General features: G+C 46.6%; 19 protein-coding genes. 3 read left to right on the top strand and 16 right to left on the bottom strand.

Going from position 1 to position 20,477, the window contains the following annotated elements; all coding sequences use genetic code 11:
* Nucleotides 1–6: 6 nt before the first annotated feature.
* The 3 genes from ACKTT9_RS16915 to ACKTT9_RS16905 all read right to left on the bottom strand — a co-directional run bounded on the left by ACKTT9_RS16915 (nucleotide 7) and on the right by ACKTT9_RS16905 (nucleotide 3,655).
* Nucleotides 7–1,137, bottom strand: coding sequence for an L-dopachrome tautomerase-related protein (locus ACKTT9_RS16915; protein ID WP_407872468.1), 1,131 nt, complete (start codon nucleotides 1,135–1,137; stop codon nucleotides 7–9).
* Nucleotides 1,138–1,234: 97 nt separating this feature from the next.
* On the bottom strand, nucleotides 1,235–1,888 hold the full coding sequence (locus tag ACKTT9_RS16910) for a YheC/YheD family protein (RefSeq protein ID WP_407872467.1): 654 nt from the start codon (nucleotides 1,886–1,888) through the stop codon (nucleotides 1,235–1,237).
* A 900-nt stretch (nucleotides 1,889–2,788) separates the two neighbouring features.
* Complete coding sequence (locus tag ACKTT9_RS16905; RefSeq protein ID WP_407872466.1) at nucleotides 2,789–3,655, bottom strand: VOC family protein; 867 nt, start codon at nucleotides 3,653–3,655, stop codon at nucleotides 2,789–2,791.
* A gap of 386 nt (nucleotides 3,656–4,041) precedes the next feature.
* Here ACKTT9_RS16905 and ACKTT9_RS16900 point away from each other — a divergent pair, with 386 nt between their 5' ends.
* Nucleotides 4,042–5,961 carry a family 43 glycosylhydrolase gene (locus tag ACKTT9_RS16900; protein ID WP_407872465.1) on the top strand — a complete coding sequence of 640 codons (1,920 nt, stop codon included), beginning with the start codon at nucleotides 4,042–4,044 and terminating at the stop codon, nucleotides 5,959–5,961.
* A 46-nt stretch (nucleotides 5,962–6,007) separates the two neighbouring features.
* On the opposite strand, the gene ACKTT9_RS16895 is transcribed toward ACKTT9_RS16900, so the two are convergent.
* From ACKTT9_RS16895 to ACKTT9_RS16880, 4 genes are all read right to left on the bottom strand, one after another.
* Nucleotides 6,008–6,721, bottom strand: coding sequence for a 2OG-Fe(II) oxygenase (locus tag ACKTT9_RS16895; protein ID WP_407872464.1), 714 nt, complete (start codon nucleotides 6,719–6,721; stop codon nucleotides 6,008–6,010).
* 305 nt (nucleotides 6,722–7,026) lie between these two features.
* Nucleotides 7,027–7,911 carry a nucleoside hydrolase gene (locus ACKTT9_RS16890; RefSeq protein ID WP_407872463.1) on the bottom strand — a complete coding sequence of 295 codons (885 nt, stop codon included), beginning with the start codon at nucleotides 7,909–7,911 and terminating at the stop codon, nucleotides 7,027–7,029.
* Between the two features lie 30 nt (nucleotides 7,912–7,941).
* The gene (locus tag ACKTT9_RS16885; RefSeq protein WP_407872462.1) at nucleotides 7,942–8,811 is read right to left on the bottom strand and encodes an aminoglycoside 6-adenylyltransferase; all 870 of its coding nucleotides are present in this window, start codon (nucleotides 8,809–8,811) and stop codon (nucleotides 7,942–7,944) included.
* A 17-nt stretch (nucleotides 8,812–8,828) separates the two neighbouring features.
* On the bottom strand, nucleotides 8,829–9,644 hold the full coding sequence (locus ACKTT9_RS16880; protein ID WP_407872461.1) for an MBL fold metallo-hydrolase: 816 nt from the start codon (nucleotides 9,642–9,644) through the stop codon (nucleotides 8,829–8,831).
* Nucleotides 9,645–9,841: 197 nt separating this feature from the next.
* On the opposite strand from ACKTT9_RS16880, the gene ACKTT9_RS16875 reads away from it, so the two are divergent.
* Nucleotides 9,842–10,321, top strand: coding sequence for a C40 family peptidase (locus ACKTT9_RS16875; RefSeq protein ID WP_157326544.1), 480 nt, complete (start codon nucleotides 9,842–9,844; stop codon nucleotides 10,319–10,321).
* 79 nt (nucleotides 10,322–10,400) lie between these two features.
* Here ACKTT9_RS16875 and ACKTT9_RS16870 read toward each other — a convergent pair whose 3' ends face one another.
* Nucleotides 10,401–10,751, bottom strand: a complete 351-nt coding sequence (locus ACKTT9_RS16870; RefSeq protein ID WP_407872460.1) for a hypothetical protein — start codon at nucleotides 10,749–10,751, stop codon at nucleotides 10,401–10,403.
* 208 nt (nucleotides 10,752–10,959) lie between these two features.
* Between ACKTT9_RS16870 and ACKTT9_RS16865 the strand changes: the two genes are divergently transcribed.
* Entirely contained in the window at nucleotides 10,960–11,304 is a 345-nt protein-coding gene (locus ACKTT9_RS16865; RefSeq protein WP_157326546.1) for a DUF1904 family protein, read from the top strand.
* Between the two features lie 67 nt (nucleotides 11,305–11,371).
* On the opposite strand, the gene ACKTT9_RS16860 is transcribed toward ACKTT9_RS16865, so the two are convergent.
* From ACKTT9_RS16860 to ACKTT9_RS16825, 8 genes are all read right to left on the bottom strand, one after another.
* Complete coding sequence (locus tag ACKTT9_RS16860; protein ID WP_407872459.1) at nucleotides 11,372–12,127, bottom strand: glycerophosphodiester phosphodiesterase; 756 nt, start codon at nucleotides 12,125–12,127, stop codon at nucleotides 11,372–11,374.
* Entirely contained in the window at nucleotides 12,124–13,149 is a 1,026-nt protein-coding gene (locus tag ACKTT9_RS16855; RefSeq protein ID WP_407872458.1) for a CehA/McbA family metallohydrolase, read from the bottom strand. The genes ACKTT9_RS16860 and ACKTT9_RS16855 overlap by 4 nt, the downstream gene beginning before the upstream one ends.
* Nucleotides 13,146–13,607, bottom strand: a complete 462-nt coding sequence (locus ACKTT9_RS16850) for a hypothetical protein (RefSeq protein WP_407872457.1) — start codon at nucleotides 13,605–13,607, stop codon at nucleotides 13,146–13,148. The genes ACKTT9_RS16855 and ACKTT9_RS16850 overlap by 4 nt, the downstream gene beginning before the upstream one ends.
* Before the next feature lie 124 nt (nucleotides 13,608–13,731).
* Nucleotides 13,732–14,742 (bottom strand): LacI family DNA-binding transcriptional regulator, encoded by a 1,011-nt coding sequence (locus ACKTT9_RS16845; RefSeq protein ID WP_407872456.1) that lies wholly within the window; start codon nucleotides 14,740–14,742, stop codon nucleotides 13,732–13,734.
* A gap of 96 nt (nucleotides 14,743–14,838) precedes the next feature.
* A complete protein-coding gene (locus ACKTT9_RS16840; RefSeq protein WP_407872455.1) occupies nucleotides 14,839–17,457 on the bottom strand; it encodes a glycosyl hydrolase-related protein in 2,619 nt (872 codons plus the stop codon).
* Nucleotides 17,458–17,495: 38 nt separating this feature from the next.
* A complete protein-coding gene (locus ACKTT9_RS16835; protein WP_407872454.1) occupies nucleotides 17,496–18,287 on the bottom strand; it encodes an endonuclease/exonuclease/phosphatase family protein in 792 nt (263 codons plus the stop codon).
* Between the two features lie 6 nt (nucleotides 18,288–18,293).
* On the bottom strand, nucleotides 18,294–19,574 hold the full coding sequence (locus ACKTT9_RS16830; RefSeq protein ID WP_407872453.1) for a CehA/McbA family metallohydrolase: 1,281 nt from the start codon (nucleotides 19,572–19,574) through the stop codon (nucleotides 18,294–18,296).
* A 30-nt stretch (nucleotides 19,575–19,604) separates the two neighbouring features.
* Complete coding sequence (locus ACKTT9_RS16825; protein WP_407872452.1) at nucleotides 19,605–20,474, bottom strand: carbohydrate ABC transporter permease; 870 nt, start codon at nucleotides 20,472–20,474, stop codon at nucleotides 19,605–19,607.
* Between the last annotated feature and the right edge of the window lie 3 nt (nucleotides 20,475–20,477).

Raw genomic sequence — 20,477 nt, 5'->3', positions numbered from 1 at the left:
TTAAAGCTACCCGTATAAATAGGATTTCACATCTTTTCCAACATAAGCTTTCCAGATAATTAAATTGTACGGATTGTTCCAATCGATTTCATGATCCTCAAACATTTCATGAAGCCGATTGTTGTTAAAGATGATGGAGCCCTTCTGATCAAAAGCAACCCCATCTACCCACAGCATCCGGTCGTCGGAAACGAATTTATGGAAGCTGCGATCCCTTGCGTCGAAAAAACCGATCCCTTTTCCCTCCAACATCGTGTAAAACAAATTACCCCGATTATCCGCATGCATCCCGTCTGTCGTTGTGCCTTTGCTCCCAAGGACCTGCACGGAGCTATTTATTTGTTCGAGCGGTATTTGCTCGTTTCGTAATAGTTTCGTATGAACCGCGTACAAATTGCGGCCCGTTAATTGACAATAGTAGAGTGTAGAACGATCCCCTGACAAAGCAATGCCACCGACTCCGATGCGCAGAGGTTTATTCTTAAATACGGGCTTATAATCAATTTGAAAATGAAAATCAGGGAAATCCTGCGTACTGAACTGCCCGTCGAGCACACGCCGGAACGATTTGGTTTTCATGTTATACACAATAATGCCGCCGCGTAACGGATGGTCCGGGTAGCCGCAGCCGGAATCAGTAATATAAACAAAACCATTTTTATTATCCACCACGAGGTCATTTAGAAAGGAAGTCCGATACGGTGCGATCTCATCCGGAATGACGATGGCGTCAACCAATGAATTGCTGTTTAAATCCCAAATCACAAGCTTCTGAGACCCGTCCGGTGAAGGCTCGAAGGCAATTTTTCCTTGATCCAGCAGCCACATGCGATTATATTCATCAATTTCAAAGCCGAGGACAGATTGCAGGGTAGTGATGTCGCCAACCTCATTCCATGCCCAACTTGGAAAAGCTTCAAGCAGCGGCTTATCTTCCTTGACCACGATGCGATTCATCGTTGCAGGAATATCGGGAGACCACCGCGGAACCGAAACATAATACTGTCCTTGATGATCAACTTTCACACTGGCGGGGATCGCCTTTTTCCAAATTTGCTTCGTTTCAAATTCTTCCTTCATCACAGTCTGAGGAAAGTGCCAATCCAAACGGCTCCAATGACATATTATTTTATACATGGATATGAGCCTCCTGTGACCTTGTAAGTAGTCATGCACCTACCATATTGGTATGCGCTCAGGAATAAGGCGTGTGGGCTGAAGCATGAGGCCAATATTAGTGAGGTCTTGTGTTCACTTCAAAAATCCAGACAGTTCCCCTTTTATCGATGCCAAAATCGTAGCCTAACATCCCAATTCCGGGATATTTGGCCTCTAATAACAGGGTACAAGTCCGGGAAACACCAACCATGGTGTCGATTTTGGATTTGACAAGCGCAGCAGGGAACGTTCTACGCACGGCATGCTTGCCTTTCAACTGCGTACCGCCTTGACACAGGTTCGTGACGAACAGACCTGGACGCGCTAACCGGCCCACAACCGCCCGAATCTCCCAAGTACGTCCCACTTTGGCCAGCTTAACCCGATAATCCACAGGCCTGCCATCGATGGTAGTCAAATGTATGCCCTGTTGGAGCATCAACGGGCGGTTCTGCCGTATGCGATTAATGACTTGCAGCAGTTCATTCCAGTTATACACTCTTTTCGTACCCGCGTTGTGAAGCATGAAGCCGCTGCCTGCCCGTTGGATTTTCATCACACGGCTCCCACCGGTTCCGACGATAGGTTTGGCTACGACAAATTGAAATTGACGAAGCATTGCTGCAAGGTTCTCTGCGCTGTAGCGACGCATAGCTGGAATATGCTTGGCGACACCGGAATGCTGCAGCAGAACAGCGAACTTCGACCATTTACTAGCAACTCGACGCATGAAAGACTCCTCCTCTGTACATGCCATCCTTTATGCTAAAGTATGCGTGGTTCGTCCGAAGCGCAAGGGACAATCTGGAACTAATTTTTGTACCTATTGCAAACTTATAGCGGGCAGCCGGTTACGAGTCTGTGGTTCCCCGGAAAGCTCTGGAAGAACCCTGAGGGCACAAATAGTGCCCTCAGGTTCCTCTATGTGCAGCCGTATGCTGCCTGGCATGGTAGCGGCAAGGCCAGGCTGAGGCTGTGACTCGGCGGTGGGGAACTGCAGGGCACTATTTCTGCGAAATAGGCCCATATTGTGCTGGAAGGGAACTGGGGGCCCTTATTTCTGAGTATTAGGCTGATCCTCCGCCAAATGCTTAGAAATAAGGCCCTGTGGTTCCCGGAAAGCTCTGGAACAGCCCTGAGGGCACATATAGTGGCCTCAGGTTCCTCTATGTGCCGCCGCATGCTGCCAGGCATGGCGGCGGCAAGGCCAGGCAGAGGCTGTGACTCGGCTGTGGGGAACTACAGGGCGCTATTTCTGCGAAATAGGCCCATTTTGCAGTGAAGGGGAACTGGGGGCCCTTATTTCTAAGTATTTGGTTGATACTCCGCCAAATCCTTAGAAATAAGGCCCTGTAGTTCCCCGGAAAGCTCTAGAACAGCCTTGAGGGCACAAATAGTGCCCTCAGGTTCCTCTATGTGCCGCCGCATGCTGCCTGGCATGGCGACGGCAAGGCCAGGCCGAGGCTGTGACTCGGCTGTGGGGAACTACGGGCTCTATTTCTGCGAAATAGGCCCATTTTACGACAGGAAGGGGAACTGCGATCCCTTGCTTTACAGTGAAATTAGTAGACTGTAGTTCCCAAAAAAAAGAAGCAGGCAGGGTTCCCCCCCGCAGCTGCTTCTTTCGGCTTTATTGTTCGTAGCCCAATCTCAGCGGAATGCCGGACGGATCTTTTACCATTAAGCTATTATCGATCTCGCTAACTTGCACATTCGCCAGCTTCAAGCGCTCGACGGCTTCATTACGGGGCTGTTTGTCAGGAAACACCAAGGTGTAATAATCCAGCCCTGTGCCGTTGGCAGGCCGTAATGGCGCCTCCTCACCAGCCCAAACATTCAAACCGATGTGATGATGATAGCCACCTGCGGAGATAAACAAGGCTTTCATCGCCATTCGGGCATCTGCCGCCACATCGAAACCCAGAATATCGCAGTAGAATTCCTTGGACTTCTGCAAATTTTTAACATGGAAATGAATATGTCCCATCACCGTACCGACGGGTAAACCGCGCCATACCGCACCTTCCGCCTCATGCAACAAGCCATCCCAATCAATCGGATCTGCCGCCATGATATAGTTTCCTTCGGCGTCGCGGCGCCATGTGCTTCTTGGCCGATCACAATAAATCTCAATTCCGTTATGATCCGGATCGGTGATATACAAGGCTTCGCTTACCAAATGATCCGCTTGACCAATATGGATGCCGGATTGAATCAAATTTTTTAAACTCAAACCAAGATCTTTCCGTGTCGGTAGCAAAATTGCAAAATGATAAAGCCCGGCTGCAGATCTGCGTGCTGTAATCTGTGCATCAGGCATTTCTTCCAGTAATACAAAGGGTTCAATGCCGTTAATCGTCAATTCAGCGGATGTGGACGTTGTCTTGCCTAGTCGAAAGCCTACCGTTTCTTGATAAAAGCGTATGGAACGTTCTAAATTGGAGACAAACAATTTGATGATGCCAAGCTTCATATCCTTAGGCAGAGTCGCTGACATGGAAATCCCCCTTTAAATACTTACTATTTGTAATTAAGTTTAGTAAAGTTATTTAATTACGTCAAGGTGAGGATTTCGGCTAAATCTCACAAATAAATTTTTTACAAAAATTATTTATCAAATTACATTTTTAATAAAAAGTCATGAGCGTATAATTTTTCACAAGAGGTCTCTGTATAAAATTTCCAACAGCGTCTTCTCCCGATCACATTTCTGCTAAGTGTAAACCGCAAATCCGGAGCGCTAGGCAGCAGTGGCGGATACATTCTCTAGGAGGTGGCCCGTTTGTAGCAATTAATCTATTTTTGAAAGCGCTTCCCTTCCATATTCCAAGTAACAGATGCCAACAAGATTAGTACATTGTCAGCTAAAAAGGAGATTATTTTATGGGGAAAATAAATAAATCTAAATGGGTATTGTTTTGCTTCTCGATCGTATTTGGCTTGATTGTATCGATGCCGGGACTAGCTTATGCTGCTCCGATTCACGCTGGCCCACAATTTGTGGATGGCTATTATGCAGACCCTGATGTACAGATATATAATGGCACATATTGGGTGTATCCGACTCGTTCGACTCAAGTTGGTGAATCCAACACTGGCGCAAAATCTGTGGACATTTTTTCTTCAACGGACATGGTTAATTGGACCAAATACCCAAATGTCATCAGTTCGGCCAATATCTCATGGTTGCAACATTCATTGTGGGCACCAAGCGGGGCTTATCGTGATGGGAAATATTACATCTATTTTGCTGCTAACGCAATCAATGGCGATGGACAATTAGGGGGAATAGGCGTTGCAGTCGCTGATCATCCAGAAGGTCCATATACCGATGCGATTGGGGCACCGCTTATCAATGTTGTAAGAAATGGTGCAGGGCCAATGGATCAAGATGTATTTATCGATGATGACGGTCAGGCGTATATGTATTATGGCAGCTGGGGCGAGTGCAATGTTGTAAAACTTAACGCTGACATGAAGTCTCTGGGAACATGGCCCGACGGAACCGTCTATAAGAAAGTTACGCCCGCCAAAACAGGCGATAATGACTACTTTGAAGCGCCTAAAGTGTTCAAGCGAAACGGGATTTACTATATGAATTATGCTGCCGGTGTTTGGGCTGATTCATCTTATAAGGTCATGTATGCAACGTCCAGCTCTGTAACAGGACCATTTGTACCACAAGGTATTATGCTGCATACGGATACGACGACAGCAGATGGCCCTGGTCATAATGGTATTGTTCAATCCCCTACAACTAATGATTGGTACATTTTTTACCATAAACGTTATCTGAATAATTCCCAACGCGTACTGGCGTATGATAAATTTGAGTTTAATCCTGATAATACGATTAAGCCAGTCGAAATGGCCGAAGAAGATAACTTTGATGACGGCAATGATACAGGTTGGACAACATATGGCGGCGCATGGACCGTAGCTGGCGGTCAGTATAATGTAGCATCAAATCCGGGTGCCAAGGCTCTTTTGGATACCAGTTTCTCAGATCTGATCTATGAAGCTGATGTGACACCGGGGTCAACTGGCAATGCGGGTCTGGTATTTAGGGTATCCAATCCTGGAACGGGTGCGGATGCTTACCAAGGCTACTATGCGGGACTCGATGTTCCCAATCAGCAAGTGTTGATTGGCAAGGCCAACAATAACTGGACCTCGCTTGCCACGGCTCCGATGGGCTTAACCGCTAATACAAAGTATCATGTTAAAATAGTCGCACAAGATGATTCCCTTAAGGTTTATGTTGGGGATATGACGACACCAAAGGTTAGTGTGACGGATTCGACTTATAAGGGAGGCAGTGTAGGCGTTCGAACTTATGATTCAGCGGCCAAATTTGATAATATTTCCGTTCTAAGCAGCCGATACGAAACAGAAAATTTAATTGTAAGCGCTACCTCAGGAGATAAACACACCATGTTCGGAAATGGAACTGGTCGTGACCTCAGTTTGAGTGGTGGATTTGGAACTGCGTTGGAGGCCAATGCCGTCAATGACTATGTGACCTACACGGTGAAGGTGCCCGAGGCACGCAGCTATAGCGTAAGGGTCGGTGTGAAAAAGGGACCTAACAGAGGACAGTTCCAATTGTCGGTAAACGGTGTAAATCATGGTGTGGTTCAGGATTTATACTCAACTGCATTTAACTATGTGGAACTGAATGTCGCCAACATCACCTTCAGCTCGGCAGGCGATAAAGCTTTCAAGTTTACTGTTGCAGGTAAAAATGGCTCAAGTTCAGCCAACCATCTGTCACTTGATTACATTAAACTAGTACCAAACTGATGCGAAATAGAAAAAACACCTAGGGCCCTGGTCCTAGGTGTTTTTTCTATTTCGCATCGTGAAAAATAATCCCCAAACTGTATCTTGTACCTGTAGTTACAGTACTTACACCGTGTCTAAGTGTCGTTCTATAATAACCACGGGTTCCTAATACGGGACGATGGTTGGTCGGAAAAATAAGACCTTCCCCTTGATTCAAGGTTATGACGTGCCCACGGCTTTGTGCCCGCGGCCGCTGCTCCACCAATAAGAATTCACCACCTGTGAAATCCACTTCTTTTTGATTGAGAGCGAATACGACCTGAAATGGGAAGAATACTTTCCCATACAAATCCTGATGCAAGCAATTATACCCTCCTGCTTCATATTTCAGGATCAATGGGGTTGGACGGTTCTGTCCCTCTTGATGACATTGTTCAAGGAATTCTTCCAGTGTTGGCGGATATGAAGCATCGTGACCTAATTGTTTGAGCCAGCGATTCGCAGTTATAGCAAGATCCGGATACAATCCTTCACGCAGCTTCAATAACAATGATGGGAGTGGAGCACTGTAATATTTGTATTCTCCAACCCCAAACCGATATCGAGACATGTCGATAGTCGTTCGGAAGAGACCTTCTTCTTCGTAAGTATTGATGAGCTCTTGACATTCGTTTTTCTTTAACAAACTAGGTAGTTTAGCATAACCATTTTCGTCTAGCATTTGCTGAATACTATTCCAATCCAGATTCTCTACGCTTAACAAGAGGCTTTCAGGCATATTGTAAGTCTCCCCCTTATGATAATGGTGTCCACAAACAGTATAGCCCCAAAATAAGCTCTTGTACGTATTCTCGAATATGACAGCAAGATAACGAAATTCATTTAATGACATTTTATATTACGAATATACATCGTTACTCCGACGGCTCCCGCGGCTTCGAAAGTTCCAAACACTCAAAACAAACGAGGCTTTTGTCCTCTAAAACAACACCGTCCAGAAACCCTTCCCGGCAATAAATCGGTTTACTGCACTTTGCACAAGTACCAACAAGTTCATGCATACTGCGCCCTCCCCCGATAAAACTAGCCACACACAACCGAGAAATAATGTTCAAAAAAGCGCGCTCGGTCAACCGCTGAAGCTATTACATGTCTCCCCTCCTCGCTCTCACAAAAGCTCATCATCCCGAGCTTCTGTTCATGCTTAAAATCAACCTTGATACTCCCTCTTTGATAGTCACAAAGATTTGGCTCAAATAAGCAGGCGGCCACGAGCGGATCATGGAACTTCATCGGATGATCCGCCAACCAGGGGGAGCCGAAACTTTCCACAGCTCTCATCACATCCGTGCGAAACAGGTCCTCTTTCTCCTGTTTTTCTAAGACAAGCTTGGTCGTCACGTTAAGTCCGAATGTTTTCAAATGCTGAACATTTGCATCGTAAACCATAGCCGCAGCATAAGGATCAACCCATGCGTTCCAGTTATCTTGAGGCATATTCAAACTTCGTTCCAACGCCTCCGAAAATACGCCGCTCATGATAAATAGCTCCTTGAGCAGCGTGGAGATTTCCGGATCCAAGGAAAAAAGCAGGGCAATATTCGTTAAATGCCCGATGGCAACGAGAGAAATTTCATGGGGATGCGCTCTTATCGCCATGCGCATACGATCCACGGCTTCATATTTACGAAAGTGTGTGTCATGCGGAAAAAGAGGCAGATGGACAGCCCCGCCAGGAGTGGGATACAGATCGCCAGGTAAGAGCTGCCTGTCCGCTCCTGCGAATATGGGAATATGACGGCCAGCGGCTTTACAGATGCTGTCGGCAATCATGGCTCTTTGCTCAACTTCACCGCCGACGGTCGATATCCCAACCAATTCACATGCCGGTTGTCGAAGCAAGTACGCCAAACATAAAGCATCATCAATATCTCCGCCGATATCGGTGTCTAACCATACTTTTTTCATAGACGCCCTCCGCTCTATCCGACTTTAATCCTAGTAAATACCTTCCGCGTTCACAGGAAGTTCTCTTACATGTGCCAAATGAGCCGAAACCTTCTCATCTTCATCTAGGTTATAGGCATAACCACAATATCGAGCTACTTCCTTTGCCGTTTCCCTGAAAAGCTCACACATGATAAAAAGTCCTTGCCACATACGATCATAATCCCCATCTGGATAGGTTTGAACAAATGCCGTCCACTGAGCGGGTGCAAGATATTTCTCGAAATACTTACCGCATTTTCCGGAGTCAACAGCGAATTCCGTTTTGATTCCGATATGCCATTGAAGCATCCTGATTAACATATCGCGAACGGGGTGCTCATACATGAATTTCGCATAGGCAAGCTCTCTGCGCCATAATCCTTTCGCTATATAGGTACTTACCCACCAGAACTCATTACAGCAACCTGCAAATTGAGATGAAGTTGGCGGATGCGTCAAATAGTCGCGGTTGCTTGGTTCATCAAATGGCGCGATAATTCCATCCTTGTCCAGCAGTAAAACACTCAAACTTTCTCTAGACCAAGCTGAGATATGGTCTGCTTCGTAGAAGGATAAATCAATTCGATTACCGTCCGTAAATTGCATAAGGAATGTAAATTTATGTATAGGTTCTGAAACTTCCTCCCCCATCTCATCCGGTGTTTGCATGATAATAAGATTCCCGAAGCGGTCAATCCAGCTGCGATCTTGAATAAAGGATTGCAAAGAGGTCACCACGTACACAATGTCATAATCCTGAAAAATATCCCTCGGAACGTTCGGATTGACGCGTGAACCGTTCATGATGACCGCTCGAATGTTTTCGCTCTCTTGTGCAAACCCTAGAAGGAGTGCAAGCATCTCTTTTTCAGTCCTCATTTCGATTCCTCCACAAACTACAAATAGTCACGTTTCATAATCCTCACGTTTTCTTTATGGCACTCTTCCGTGAAGGAAGATGGAAAAGCATGCTTATGATGAAGCGCTTCTAGTGCTGATTCATCGTTCTCGATAACAGACTGGCGGAGCCTTTCCAGATAATCGGCTGCCAGTTCCACACGTCTCTTCATTTCACCTTGATCGGAAGTGGCTAAGCCATGACCAGGGACTAATAGCTGAACATGATGCTGCTCGAGGATTCTGCTGCTTTTCTCAAGTGTCTGAGTGTACGCCTTCGCGCTATCGTAAATGAAAGGCAATTCAAAATCCGATAAATAGTCCCCTGCAATCAGAAGGCCCAAGGGTTCAACTACCGTCATTAATCCGTCTGCTGTGTGTCCTGGCGCCAAATAGAAGGTCAATGTCGTTTCTCCCAGCTGCAACTGTTGACCATCCTCCTGGATCACGATATCCAGCTCGGGAAATAGAATCGGATAATTCCTGATCACATAATTCTCGTTGTCAAAGTTCTTAATAAGCTTCAGCTTATGTTCTTTCTTGGGGTGGTTTTGGAGCGCCAAACTTCCAATGGTTTTCGCGCCCGGGAACGCCTGATAGCCAATGATATGATCGAAATCTCCATGTGTAAAAAGCAGATAAATCTCCCGCTCCCCCTGGATGGATTGGACATAACGTTGGATGGATTCAATTTCATTCGGCAGCCAATTTGGATCCACGATGATGATCATTTCTTTCGTTTGTATGACGGTCGAAGTGGTTTGAAACAGTGCGCTTTGGAAAACGGTCACAGCTTCATTTTGCAATTGAATCATAGGGTTTCTCATCCTTCTTTCTACGCAAATCGTGCTCATTATTTTATGATACGTTTAAATGTAAACACAACAATTACCATGGTTAATAAACCCTTCGTACCCATTAATCCACTAAAGCCCACCATGATTTTCTATGGTACAGTTATCCCATAAAGGCTTTTTACTACCAAATTTGGAATAAGGATGTGTCATCACATATGAAAAAACTAGTTATATCTACCACGGTAGCGCTTTCTGTACTATTTTCGACGGTTGGGGTGTCAATGCCTGCTTCTGCGTCGGCACAAGAGATTTATGCCACGAACGGTCATAAATTTGTAAATACAGCAAAATCTTATATCGGTAAAGTAACTTACCGTTTCGGTACCAAAGATCCGGCGCATCTCATCTTTGATTGCTCCGCATTTACACAATTTGTATTTAAGAAAAATGGCGTGAATATCCCATGGGGCTCCAAAGCTCAAACGAGTTTCGGTTCCCGCGTTCCAAGCAAGAGCCAACTAGCCATCGGCGACCTCGTCATGTTCAGTGTGAGCAAGCCTGGTCAAATCGATCATGTAGGGATTTATGTTGGAAATGGTAATTTCATAAGTAACACGAAGAGCTCCGGCGTTGTCATTTCGTCTTTAAACACGGGTTACTGGAGTACTCGCTACATAACAGCTAGACATTATTAATCCTTTATATAAGGCTTACTTACTAAAAAGAGAGTTCAAGGAATATCCATTCCTTTGAACTCTCTCCCTTTTTCACTGATTATGATCTCACAGTTTGCTCCAAAATACGCTGTTTAATTTCCTCCGGATGATCGATCTGAAAGACAACTTTGCCAAATTCATGTTCCTCCAATTCAAGAACAACGACATCCTTGTGATTTTCATAAGAAATGAAGCACCATTTGTTCCCGATCAGAAAACGACCTTCTCGAATGTCGGCGACCGAAGTACCCACCCGGAATTGAAACATCGATAGTTTAAAATCTTCAATCGACACTTTTTTTATGTTTTTAAAAGGGATATCGACTTGACGTTTTAACGCGGCAGCACTAGTCAATCCTGATAGATGTAGAATAAGGCGGTCATTCGTATATTCAACGGTTCTTGGCATAGGAGTACCTCCGAGCTTCAAATTTTTTCCATTCAGCATTACTTTCCTAAACTTATCTGAACAACTATAATACGATTAAGTGTACAAGATCGTTCACACGACCTATCGAGATCTGAGAATGATTTCATCTAAAATAGGTTTTGTTTTTATGTTTAGTTTTCAATAGAATGATTAAATTCGCTAACAACTATGCAAAGAAGGAATCAGCATGCCGTTTCTCCGTTTCAAAGGATTTCAGAAGGACTTCGTTTCTTCGATCTCAACTAGCGTAGTGCAGGAGTTTTCAAAGGTAACCGGCGTCTTGCCGCAAAAGGTGAAAATCGAGCTTCTGCTAGTCGAACAGCTTAGCAATTCACCGCAATCGCTCGAAATTCTCATGTTTCCAAGAGATCAGGAAATGCACGACCGCATTGCGCAAGAGATGAATAACCTGCTAGCCGCGCATGGCTATGGCGATGTTCATATCTTCTTTATTCTATTGTCCCCTCATTTGTATTACAAAGAAGGACAACCCTTGAAGTCCATTTTGGAAGAACCCATCTCCTTAACATGATTCCGGTCATGAGGAACAAGTAAAAAACCTCCTTTACCACAACTGTGGTTTGGGAGGTTTTCTTTTTCTATATTTGCCGTTCAGTCTTTAATTGGACGAGGGCGGCAATGTTACGTGTAGTAATCGAGTGAACGCCCATTTGACTAAAATGCTCCATCTCATCTACCTCATTGACTGTCCAAATGCAGACATCCAGCCCATACTCCGCTGCGATTGGCAGCAGTTCAGGTGCGACCACGCGATAATTCAAATTAAGCCCGAAACAGGCTGAAGCTGCGGCGTCTTTACAAATTTGATGAGCAACCTCCAAGTAAGGAGCACCCGTCATAAATACAGCAGGATCAACGTTTAACAGCTTGCGTAGACGCGGATTTACTTGCTGAACAAGCTGGGCACGGTCTTTCTCGCAGCCGGACAAGAAAACCTGTTCAAGCAGTTGATTCTTTTCAATCCACGCTGCTATAGGCTCTACACAAGCATCTGATTTAAGATCCAAATTCATCCGCACACCAGATTTGCTCAGGTAAGGAAGTACAGCGTCCAAGGGAAGAATGCGCATGGTTTCGCCAGGTGCCCCATTATGGGCTTTAACATCTAATTGAAGCAATTGTTCATAGCTCATTTGAGAGATCCAGCATTCCGTGCCGTCTGCCAAATGAACGTTATCATCATGGGAAAGAACAAGCATCCCGTCAGCCGTAACAAGAATATCCTCTTCCAGAATATCGGCTCCGCAACTTAATCCGGCTTCGATGGATTTGAGCGTATTATCCGGTGTACCCATACAGCCGGTGTGGGCTGTCATGCGTGGAAATGAACTCATTTATCGTCTCCTCCTCTATCTTCTGTCAGATAAATCGCATTCGTAAATCCGATTAACGTATGAACGTTGCAAAAAACACCGTTCATCTCCGCTCGCATCCACGTAACGCCTGTTAAATCAAGCTCTGTCTTCAGCTGGGATTGGTCTCGCGTCAGTTTCAATACGGCAAGGTCCCCCTTGTTGCTAACCAGTTTCATCTCTAACGGATGATCCGGAAGCTCCCAGTGACCCTCTCTTGCCGTAAAATCCACGCCAACCGTGACTTCCGTCAGCTCACCCTGATTGATTTGAATGCTGTCGCCGATCTCTGCCCCTTCACGGCCGGATTGACCAACGCGAAGCTGCGGCAGCGGCCCCATGGAAACCGCGACCGCTCCCCGTTTCAACGCATCAAGCGCAGCTACGACAAGGCCTGAGCTCGCCACGAGCGAATCGCTTAATCCTAAAAAAGTCGCTGAAATCGGCTCAGATACCGGATCGGACACATGCCAATCTCTGCCGCTGGTCGCGGCAATCTGATAACCCTGATTAAGCAGATCCGTCCACATTGCAAATGCGCGTGCGTTATTTCTCCGAATCGATGGGAATAACCCTGACCATACCTCCATATAATCGATCTCGTTCCAGTCCGAGACCTCGAACTCCCAGTAGCAGCCTGTGCACATGGGACTGCCGACACGAAAAGGATGCGCCAACCCGACAAGCCCGCCTTGGCGATGAACTCCATCTATGCCTCTATGAATGTGAAACGGGCTTAGATTTCGCCAATCGACATACTCGGACAATCCGAGTGTCAGCATGTGACCGAAGAAAGTGGTCCATTCCAATCCCGGGATCACCTCGACCCCAGTTGCGGCCACGACCTCATCACGATTCGAAAGACCTGTCATCGTATTATGATCTGTTAGCGCGACACCCCGCAGCCCTAATTCTCTGGCAGCTTCAGCTAGCTCTAACAGGGATTGCTTGCCGTCACTGTGAAAGGTATGACAGTGAAGCTCAAATGGCAGCCATTGCTTCATGCGTCTGCACCTCCATCCCATACCTGCAGGCGATAGCGGCATTCCTCAGTTACAACACAATGAACATTAATCATGATCTTTAGTTGCCCCCTCGGGAAGACACCCGGCGTAAATCCGGGAGAAGCCTCCGTGACAGTAACTGTGAGGTGTTGGACAGGATCGTGGCGGTGTCCGGCGCCGCGAAAACCATGCTCATCATCGAAGGATAGTGTCAATAAATTCTGCAAAGGCAGAAACTCCCGCCAATTGTAGGAGGCTCTATGTTCTTCCAAGATGTATTGGTTAAGCCCTTCACGAATCAATGCCTCCGCTTGCTCCTCATCCTCCAGCTTTTTCGGCTCATAGGCGAATTTCACATGAAGTTCATGGCAATCTCTAGACAGATGAAGCGTGTAAGTAATATGACTTTTGGAACAGCTCGGTGTCACGGTTCCTTCTGCAATCAACAAAGTTTTCATTCTAAAACCTCCTTCTAGATAATAGCACCTCGGGGTACAATAGGGTAAGCGCTTAACCTAATCTTAATAATGCAGACCGTTCCATCTTCTCGAATCTATCACATGAGAGGTAGAACGGCCTCGTTTATTGCTTATTGTAAGATGTACATGAGTTCCGTATAACAAGCTCCGGCAGCAAAACAACCCGCTGTTTCAGTACTTTCTCTCCTTTTATCTCCTCTACGAGCAGATCAACCGCCCTGCGTCCAATTTCCTGGATTGGTTGAGCAATCGTGGTAAGGGGAGGATCAATCAAAGTTGCCAGAATCGTATTATCGAAACCGACGACCGATAGCTCGCTCGGCAGCTGCATGCCCGCAACTCTAGCCGCGCGAATGGCGCCGATAGCTAACAGATCGTTACAAGCAAACACCGCCGAAGGCTTGTCTTCCAGCTGTAGCAGTTGGGCCATCGCCTGCTGGCCGGTCTCTACGGAAAAACCGCCTATAGCGACCAACCGTTCTTCAACATGCAAACCTGCGTGGCTCAAAGCTTGCTTACAGCCTCTGAGTCGCTCCCGGTTACTCATATTATCCATATCCTCAACGAGGATAGCAATTCGCTTATGACCTAATTCTAATAGATGGTTGCCCGCCTGGAAACCTCCAAGATAGTCGTCAACCATGACCGTATCCACGGCAAGCGTTGGCATTTCGCCCGTAATTAAAGCAATCGGTATGTTTTGTTGGATCAGCTTTTTTAAAAACTGATCATTCTGAATTCGGGTCGCCGAGATAATTCCGTCTACTCGCTTCTGTGAGAGCAGCGATAAATATTTCACTTCTTTGTCCGGATCGTTATCGGTGTTACATATAAACACGTTAAAACCATGCTCATGACCCCGATCTTCGACAGACCGGGCTATCTCGGCGAAGAAAGGATTCGCCAAATCGGGTAGCGTAAGTCCGATTGTGTAAGTGCTTTTCCCCGTTAATGCTGCCGCTACCATACTTGGCTGGTATTTCAGCTGCTCCATTACGCTATGTACGTGCTTCCGCGTCTTATCGCTGATTCGGCCCGTGGCGTTAATAACTTTGGAGACGGTAGCGATGGACACCCCGGCGGCTTGGGCAACATCGTAGATGGTCGGTTTCATTCCTTGCCCCTCTCAATAAACGTTCCTATCACAGACAATCCATATTGGCTTTATCATACGATATGAACCGCCGAGCTGTAAACGTGAGAATAGCAATTAATTGATTATTCTAAATGTATGCACTTCAAATGGTTTCGTTATCAGTCGAATACGATGATTGCTTATTGGCATGTTGTCTTGATCGCGTTCCAGAAGATTCGTCATGCGGACTTCTTTGACCTGCTCCGGGAGAACAATCTCAACTTCTCTCAGAACGCCTGTACATTCACGAATACGCAGGATACAGCCTTCCCCATTTTCTGCAACTTTCCAGCAGCTAACCGCCATCCCGTCCAGTCCCGCCGGAAGGATGTCTTGCATCGTTTGGAGCTCATCTGCAGGCGCCGCAATCGTAACCGTTTGTGTCATCGTCTCCTGGGCCACTTTCCAAACTTCGCCTTCTCGCCAATCACCGGCATGCGGAACCAAACGAAAACGATAATGCAAGTCGCCGCCGCTCCACTGCGGGAAATTCGTTCCCCACCAATTGTTGAATACATTGAAATGCAGCTCCGGCTTCTCTGGCTTGTACTCGTGCTCGAAATCCCACATGCCATTTTTCCCGATAAAAAAGAGCGGCGAGTCCAGCGGAATGATCGCCATTCCCGCGAATCCATTGGAAATATCGACAAAATGCTCACAACAATGAAGCAGTGTGCTTGAGGAGCGAATCGTATCCGTGAGCGGATTGACGACAGAGCCCAGCTTATTGATGCTGTATTGCGGGCGTTCAAGCTTCAGCGGGAAAACGATATGTCCCGATTCTGCCAGCGGGGTTTCCTGTTTGGCATGCAGCTTGTAGGCAACATCCAGATACGGAGAATCTTCAGTCAACGAGAATGTCCATTCGATAGAACTCGCATTACCATACTCCGTCGTAGTTTCAATGTCTGTAGCTGCTTTGCAAGTAAGGCCTACAGAACCGCCATTTTTCCAAATTTGAATATCCGCAGCTTGCGTAGTGAACGTAAGCCTTTTCTGCTGTTCTGGATAATCGGTTTTACCAAAGTCATGGACACCCCAATCATAAAAGCGATAGGCGTATTTCTTCAAATAACGCGTGATCTCCTTATTGGAGTAAATATCGTACTTATATTGACCAAAACCGGTTTCTGCACGATCGTCAATCCATTCCTTCCGGAGCTTTTTATCCCAGAGGCTTTGAATCCAGCCCGTATTTCGATCCACTTTTACGATGATAAAAGGATTTTCGATAACAGCCTGCGTCTCCGTTAGATAAGCTCGCGCTAGCCCTTTATTTTCAGCAGCAAGAGTCTGACCATCTTTCTTCGCATATTTCAACGTCTTGTAGCCAAGCGCAGGCATGCCAGAGATGTCAGCTTCTGCACCACCCTCGGACCGCTTTAAGGCAATCGCTTCGCCCGTTTCCGCATCGACTAGTACCTCATCGTCAGCAGGCAGATCGCTTTCTTGAATCCATGTTTTGGCCGTGCGGCTCCAGCCCAAATTAGAATGGACTCGCAGCGCCTTAGCAGCCTGATTCTCTGTCCATTGCCCGCTTGTCAATTCCGCTTTTGCCTCTTGCAAAGAATTCTCCGCTTTGTTCAAATAGTCAACTTGTTCCGCCCAAGATTGTTCCATGCGTTGATAGCGTTCACTCTGTTTTAACTGAAGGAATGACTTCTTATCATAAGCGACTCTCGGAAAAAGGAATGTCTTGCAATCCATCCCCCACGTATGCTCGCCAAACAGCAGCGTGTGCTCATAGCTTTCATCGATGAAGGCTTTTACAGTCTTCTCAGACTCTATTTTTGCACCCTCAAAATGATTCACAGCTACCGCGCTTTCCACTGCGGTAATCTCACTTCTTAGCGCTCTAACCCTTGCCACCTCGCGCGGTGCAGTCCCAACCCCATGGATCCAGGAATCGGCCATATCGCCGCGAATAACCGGCAATTCCGGATTCCGTGCTAAGAAATCCGCTGCGAAGTCGCCCAAGCTGCCGATATGCAGCTCTGCCGTTGAACCGCTTTCACGAATGGAGGCTTTCATATCTTCGATAATACTAGCGTTATGCGGCCCGTGGTTATCACTGGTCTGAATCATCGCAAGCCACACGGGATGCGTCCACTCTTCCGGCGGCAAAATGCCCGTCCCATAGGACCCTTTGGAATAAAACGTCAACAAACGCTCGCCATCTGGGCCTTCCCAGTAAAAGACCGGCGGAACGTCAGGCGGTGTTGTAGCCGGATTGCAGCCGAGATGCAGAAACTCCACGCCCGCTTTTTTGAGGAGCGACGGCACAACCCAGGTATGCCCGGGTACATCCGTCATTTTGGCATCCTTCGGATTGTAGCCATAGAGGTTGGTAAGTCCTTCCGATACATACATCCCGCGAATCCATTCCTCTAAACCGCAAAATTCCGTATGCGTCGTATAAGGAAGCTTATGCCAAATCAGCTGTCGATTCTCCAGATAGGCAAGCGCCTTCTGCTTCTCTTCCTCTTGGCTGCCCTTCAAGGATTGAAGCAGCGGCCAAGCTGACATGGTCCAAACGTATTTTTCATGTTCCTCATTCGTATGGGTTTGATCACAAATCTCGATAACATCCTTCAGCATCTCGGAGCGATAACGCCCCACAACGTCTGAAACTAAGCCTGTAAATCCAATATCAAAATGCGTTTTAAAAACGACATAAATCTTCTCAAGTGTCATTCCTCTGTCTCCTTCTGACTGTCATCTAGTTGATCTTCTTAGAGGTTAATCTGAGCAATGACCGGGTAATGATCGGACGGATAACCCCCGTTAATTTCCCTTCGATCTACAAGCGTTCGAACCACTGCTACATCCGGTGATACAAAAATATAATCGATAGGCTCCCCTGCTTCGCCGCCTTGAAAATCATGTGCTGTCCATCCAATCGGATCAGGCAGCTGGGTATAGGCATCTTTTAGCCAGGATTGCTCGCCATCCAAATCGGTTTCTCCGCGCAGGAAACGGATCGGTAAATCCGTAGGTCGGCTATTGAAATCTCCCATCAGAATCACGGGAAGCGCATGTTCTTTGTGATGAGCGGCAATATATGCCCAGATGACTTTCGTGCCGAGATCTCTGGCTTGCTGGCTTTGATGATCAAGATGCGTGTTGTATACGATAAAACGCTTCCCCGTTTTCCTATGTTCGAAAATAGCCCACGTACAGACGCGAGGAAAACCGCTATTCCACGAAATCGAAGCGGTCACTTCCGGCGTTTCCGACAGCCAAAACTGCCCATGCTGCTGAAGCGTCAGCTCCTCTTGCTTGTAGAAAATAGCACAATGTTCATTCTCTCGGGCACCAAAACGGCCTTCGCCAATCCAAGCATACTCGGCCAGTTTCGGCTGCAGATCGTTCAGCATCTCGTAGTAGCCTTCCTGCGTTCCGACAATAAGTGGTGCATGCGATTGAATCATTTCCGCTACCTTGTCAATCCGATTCGGCCAAGCGTTCTGTCCATCACCCGGATTGTTGTATCTTAAATTAAATGTCATTACGGTATATGCCATCTGCTTTCACCTCTGAAAATAGATTGGATTCGTTAACATCGCCATTAAAGTCTGATCGAATTCCTCAAAATGGCGCCATACTTCAACGCGGTAAAATGCTCTACCCTTTTGCTCAACCGTAAGTTCCCATAATCCTGTTGATGAGCAAACTTCCGTTGACTCTACGCCATGTTCACTAATCAGTTTGATTTGGTCACCTTCACGAATGTGTTCAATCCTGACTAGCACGTTTTCTTTCACGTCATTTAATACGGTATCGCCTGTCATGTAATCACCACAAGTTAGCTGCGCGAAAGGGCCTTCCGGTGAATAACTAATCACCACATGCCCTTTATCAATCCCTTGAAGAATGCCGTTGACCGTTTTCGTTTCGGCATAAACCCATGTACAAGGCATGGCATGTTTGACATAACGTTCAGGTCGGTGAACATCACTGCCGCCAGTTGCGACAAGTTTCCTGCCTGAGGCAAGCTGCTCCTGCCACCAGGCCAGCGCCCGCTCATTGCGAGCTGTCCAAGGGCCATTCCAGACTTCCCACCAGTCGTGATCTGTATTGAAATCCCACTCCCACGGGCAATAATCGCAATGGGGATGGTTAAGGACGATTTTCGCCCCACGCTCACGTGCCGTTGCGAGTCGAAGATTAACATCCTCTTGATTCTTCACTCGAAAATCATCAATTGGCTCCAGAACGCCAAGGAAATTGCTATGGCCAAAATTGGTCGTAAACTCCATGCCCGGGATCATGACGACCGGCGTGTTTCGAGGATACGAATAATTTTGGCTAACCGCATTATGATCCGTCATCGCAATGAAATCGCAGCCCAGCTGCTCCATGATCGCCGCATTTTCCTCCAGCGTATAAGAGCCGTCACTGTTAACACTGTGGGTGTGCAAGTCCCCTTTGAGCCAGCGTGCCGTATGAAAAAAGAATGTGATAGTGATCGTAACTTCACAGCCTTCTTCGGGAACCTTATAGGCGTTATGAAGAACAGCCCAGTCCCCGGCTTGCAGTTCACCAGGCAAATAACCGGGAGTCGCCTTCTCCAGCCCGATCACAAACTCGGAGCGAGCCCCTCCGCTCCAGCCTCGTACTTTATGGCTGTCTCTGACGCCAAGATCGATAACAGGCTTTGCTTCGCCGTGAGATTGAACGGCAAATTCCACATGAATCTCTTCCACCTGTTCAGGCATTTCGAAAGGAACTTCTACATATGTACTTTGCTCACTGTGATGAATCTCTCTGCGGTAAGTCGTGACTTGTTTTCTTCGGCTTGTCTGCGGCATGACGAACTCCACGCTCCTTTTTCATAAATGTTACTCTTTGTTAGCACCAACCAAAATGCCTTTAACGAAATACTTCTGCACATAGGGATAAATAATAACGAGAGGGAGAAGCGCAATCACAATCCCTGCCATCCTAACATTCGTCGTGACAATAAAGTTACTGGATGTAGAATCGGTATCTACAATTAAGGATTTCAAGGCGATTTGCAGCGTATATTTCGCATGATCACTAATAAATAATAACGCAGGGGTAAATTGGTTCCAACGGCTAACGAACTCGAAAAGGGTCACAGTAGCAAGCCCTGCAGCAGCTAATGGAATGTACATGGTAATGAAAATACGAAATGCACCTGCACCGTCCATTGTCGCAGACTCCGACATTTCCACGGGTACGGACAGGAAGAAATTACGCATAAGTAAAATACTGAAACCAGAAACTAAGCCCGACATAATTAATGCCGTTAAAGAATTTAACAAGCCAAGCTCTTTGTTCACCACATAAACGGGGATCATGATCGCCTCGCCTGGAATCGTCATAGTAAGGAGAATTGCAGAAACCATAAACTTTTTCCCGGGCAACCCTCTTTGGATCAATACATAGCCAGCCATCGAGCACAGCAGCACATGACATACTGTCCCTATAAGCGTGACAATCACATTATTCAGGAACGGCGTATACAATTGCATGCGATTCCAAACCGTTGTGAAGCCCTCAACACTGAATTGTTTTGGAAATAAAATGATGCCTGGCTGCATGGAAGCAAAATTGGAGGAGAAAGCCAGTGCGAACGTATTCAATAACGGAATAAGCATGGTAGCCAGTAAAATGAATAAAAATAATAAATTAACCCCATCGAATAACCGGCTTCCCCAGCTCGTAGGCAAATTGTTTGTTTTCATGGA

Origin of the sequence: Paenibacillus sp. P36, assembly GCF_045866505.1 — a bacterium.
Classification (GTDB): domain Bacteria; phylum Bacillota; class Bacilli; order Paenibacillales; family NBRC-103111; genus Paenibacillus_E; species Paenibacillus_E chondroitinus.
The sequence above is the reverse complement of the archived record's forward strand: the minus strand, read 5'-3'. Positions and strand labels throughout refer to the sequence as shown.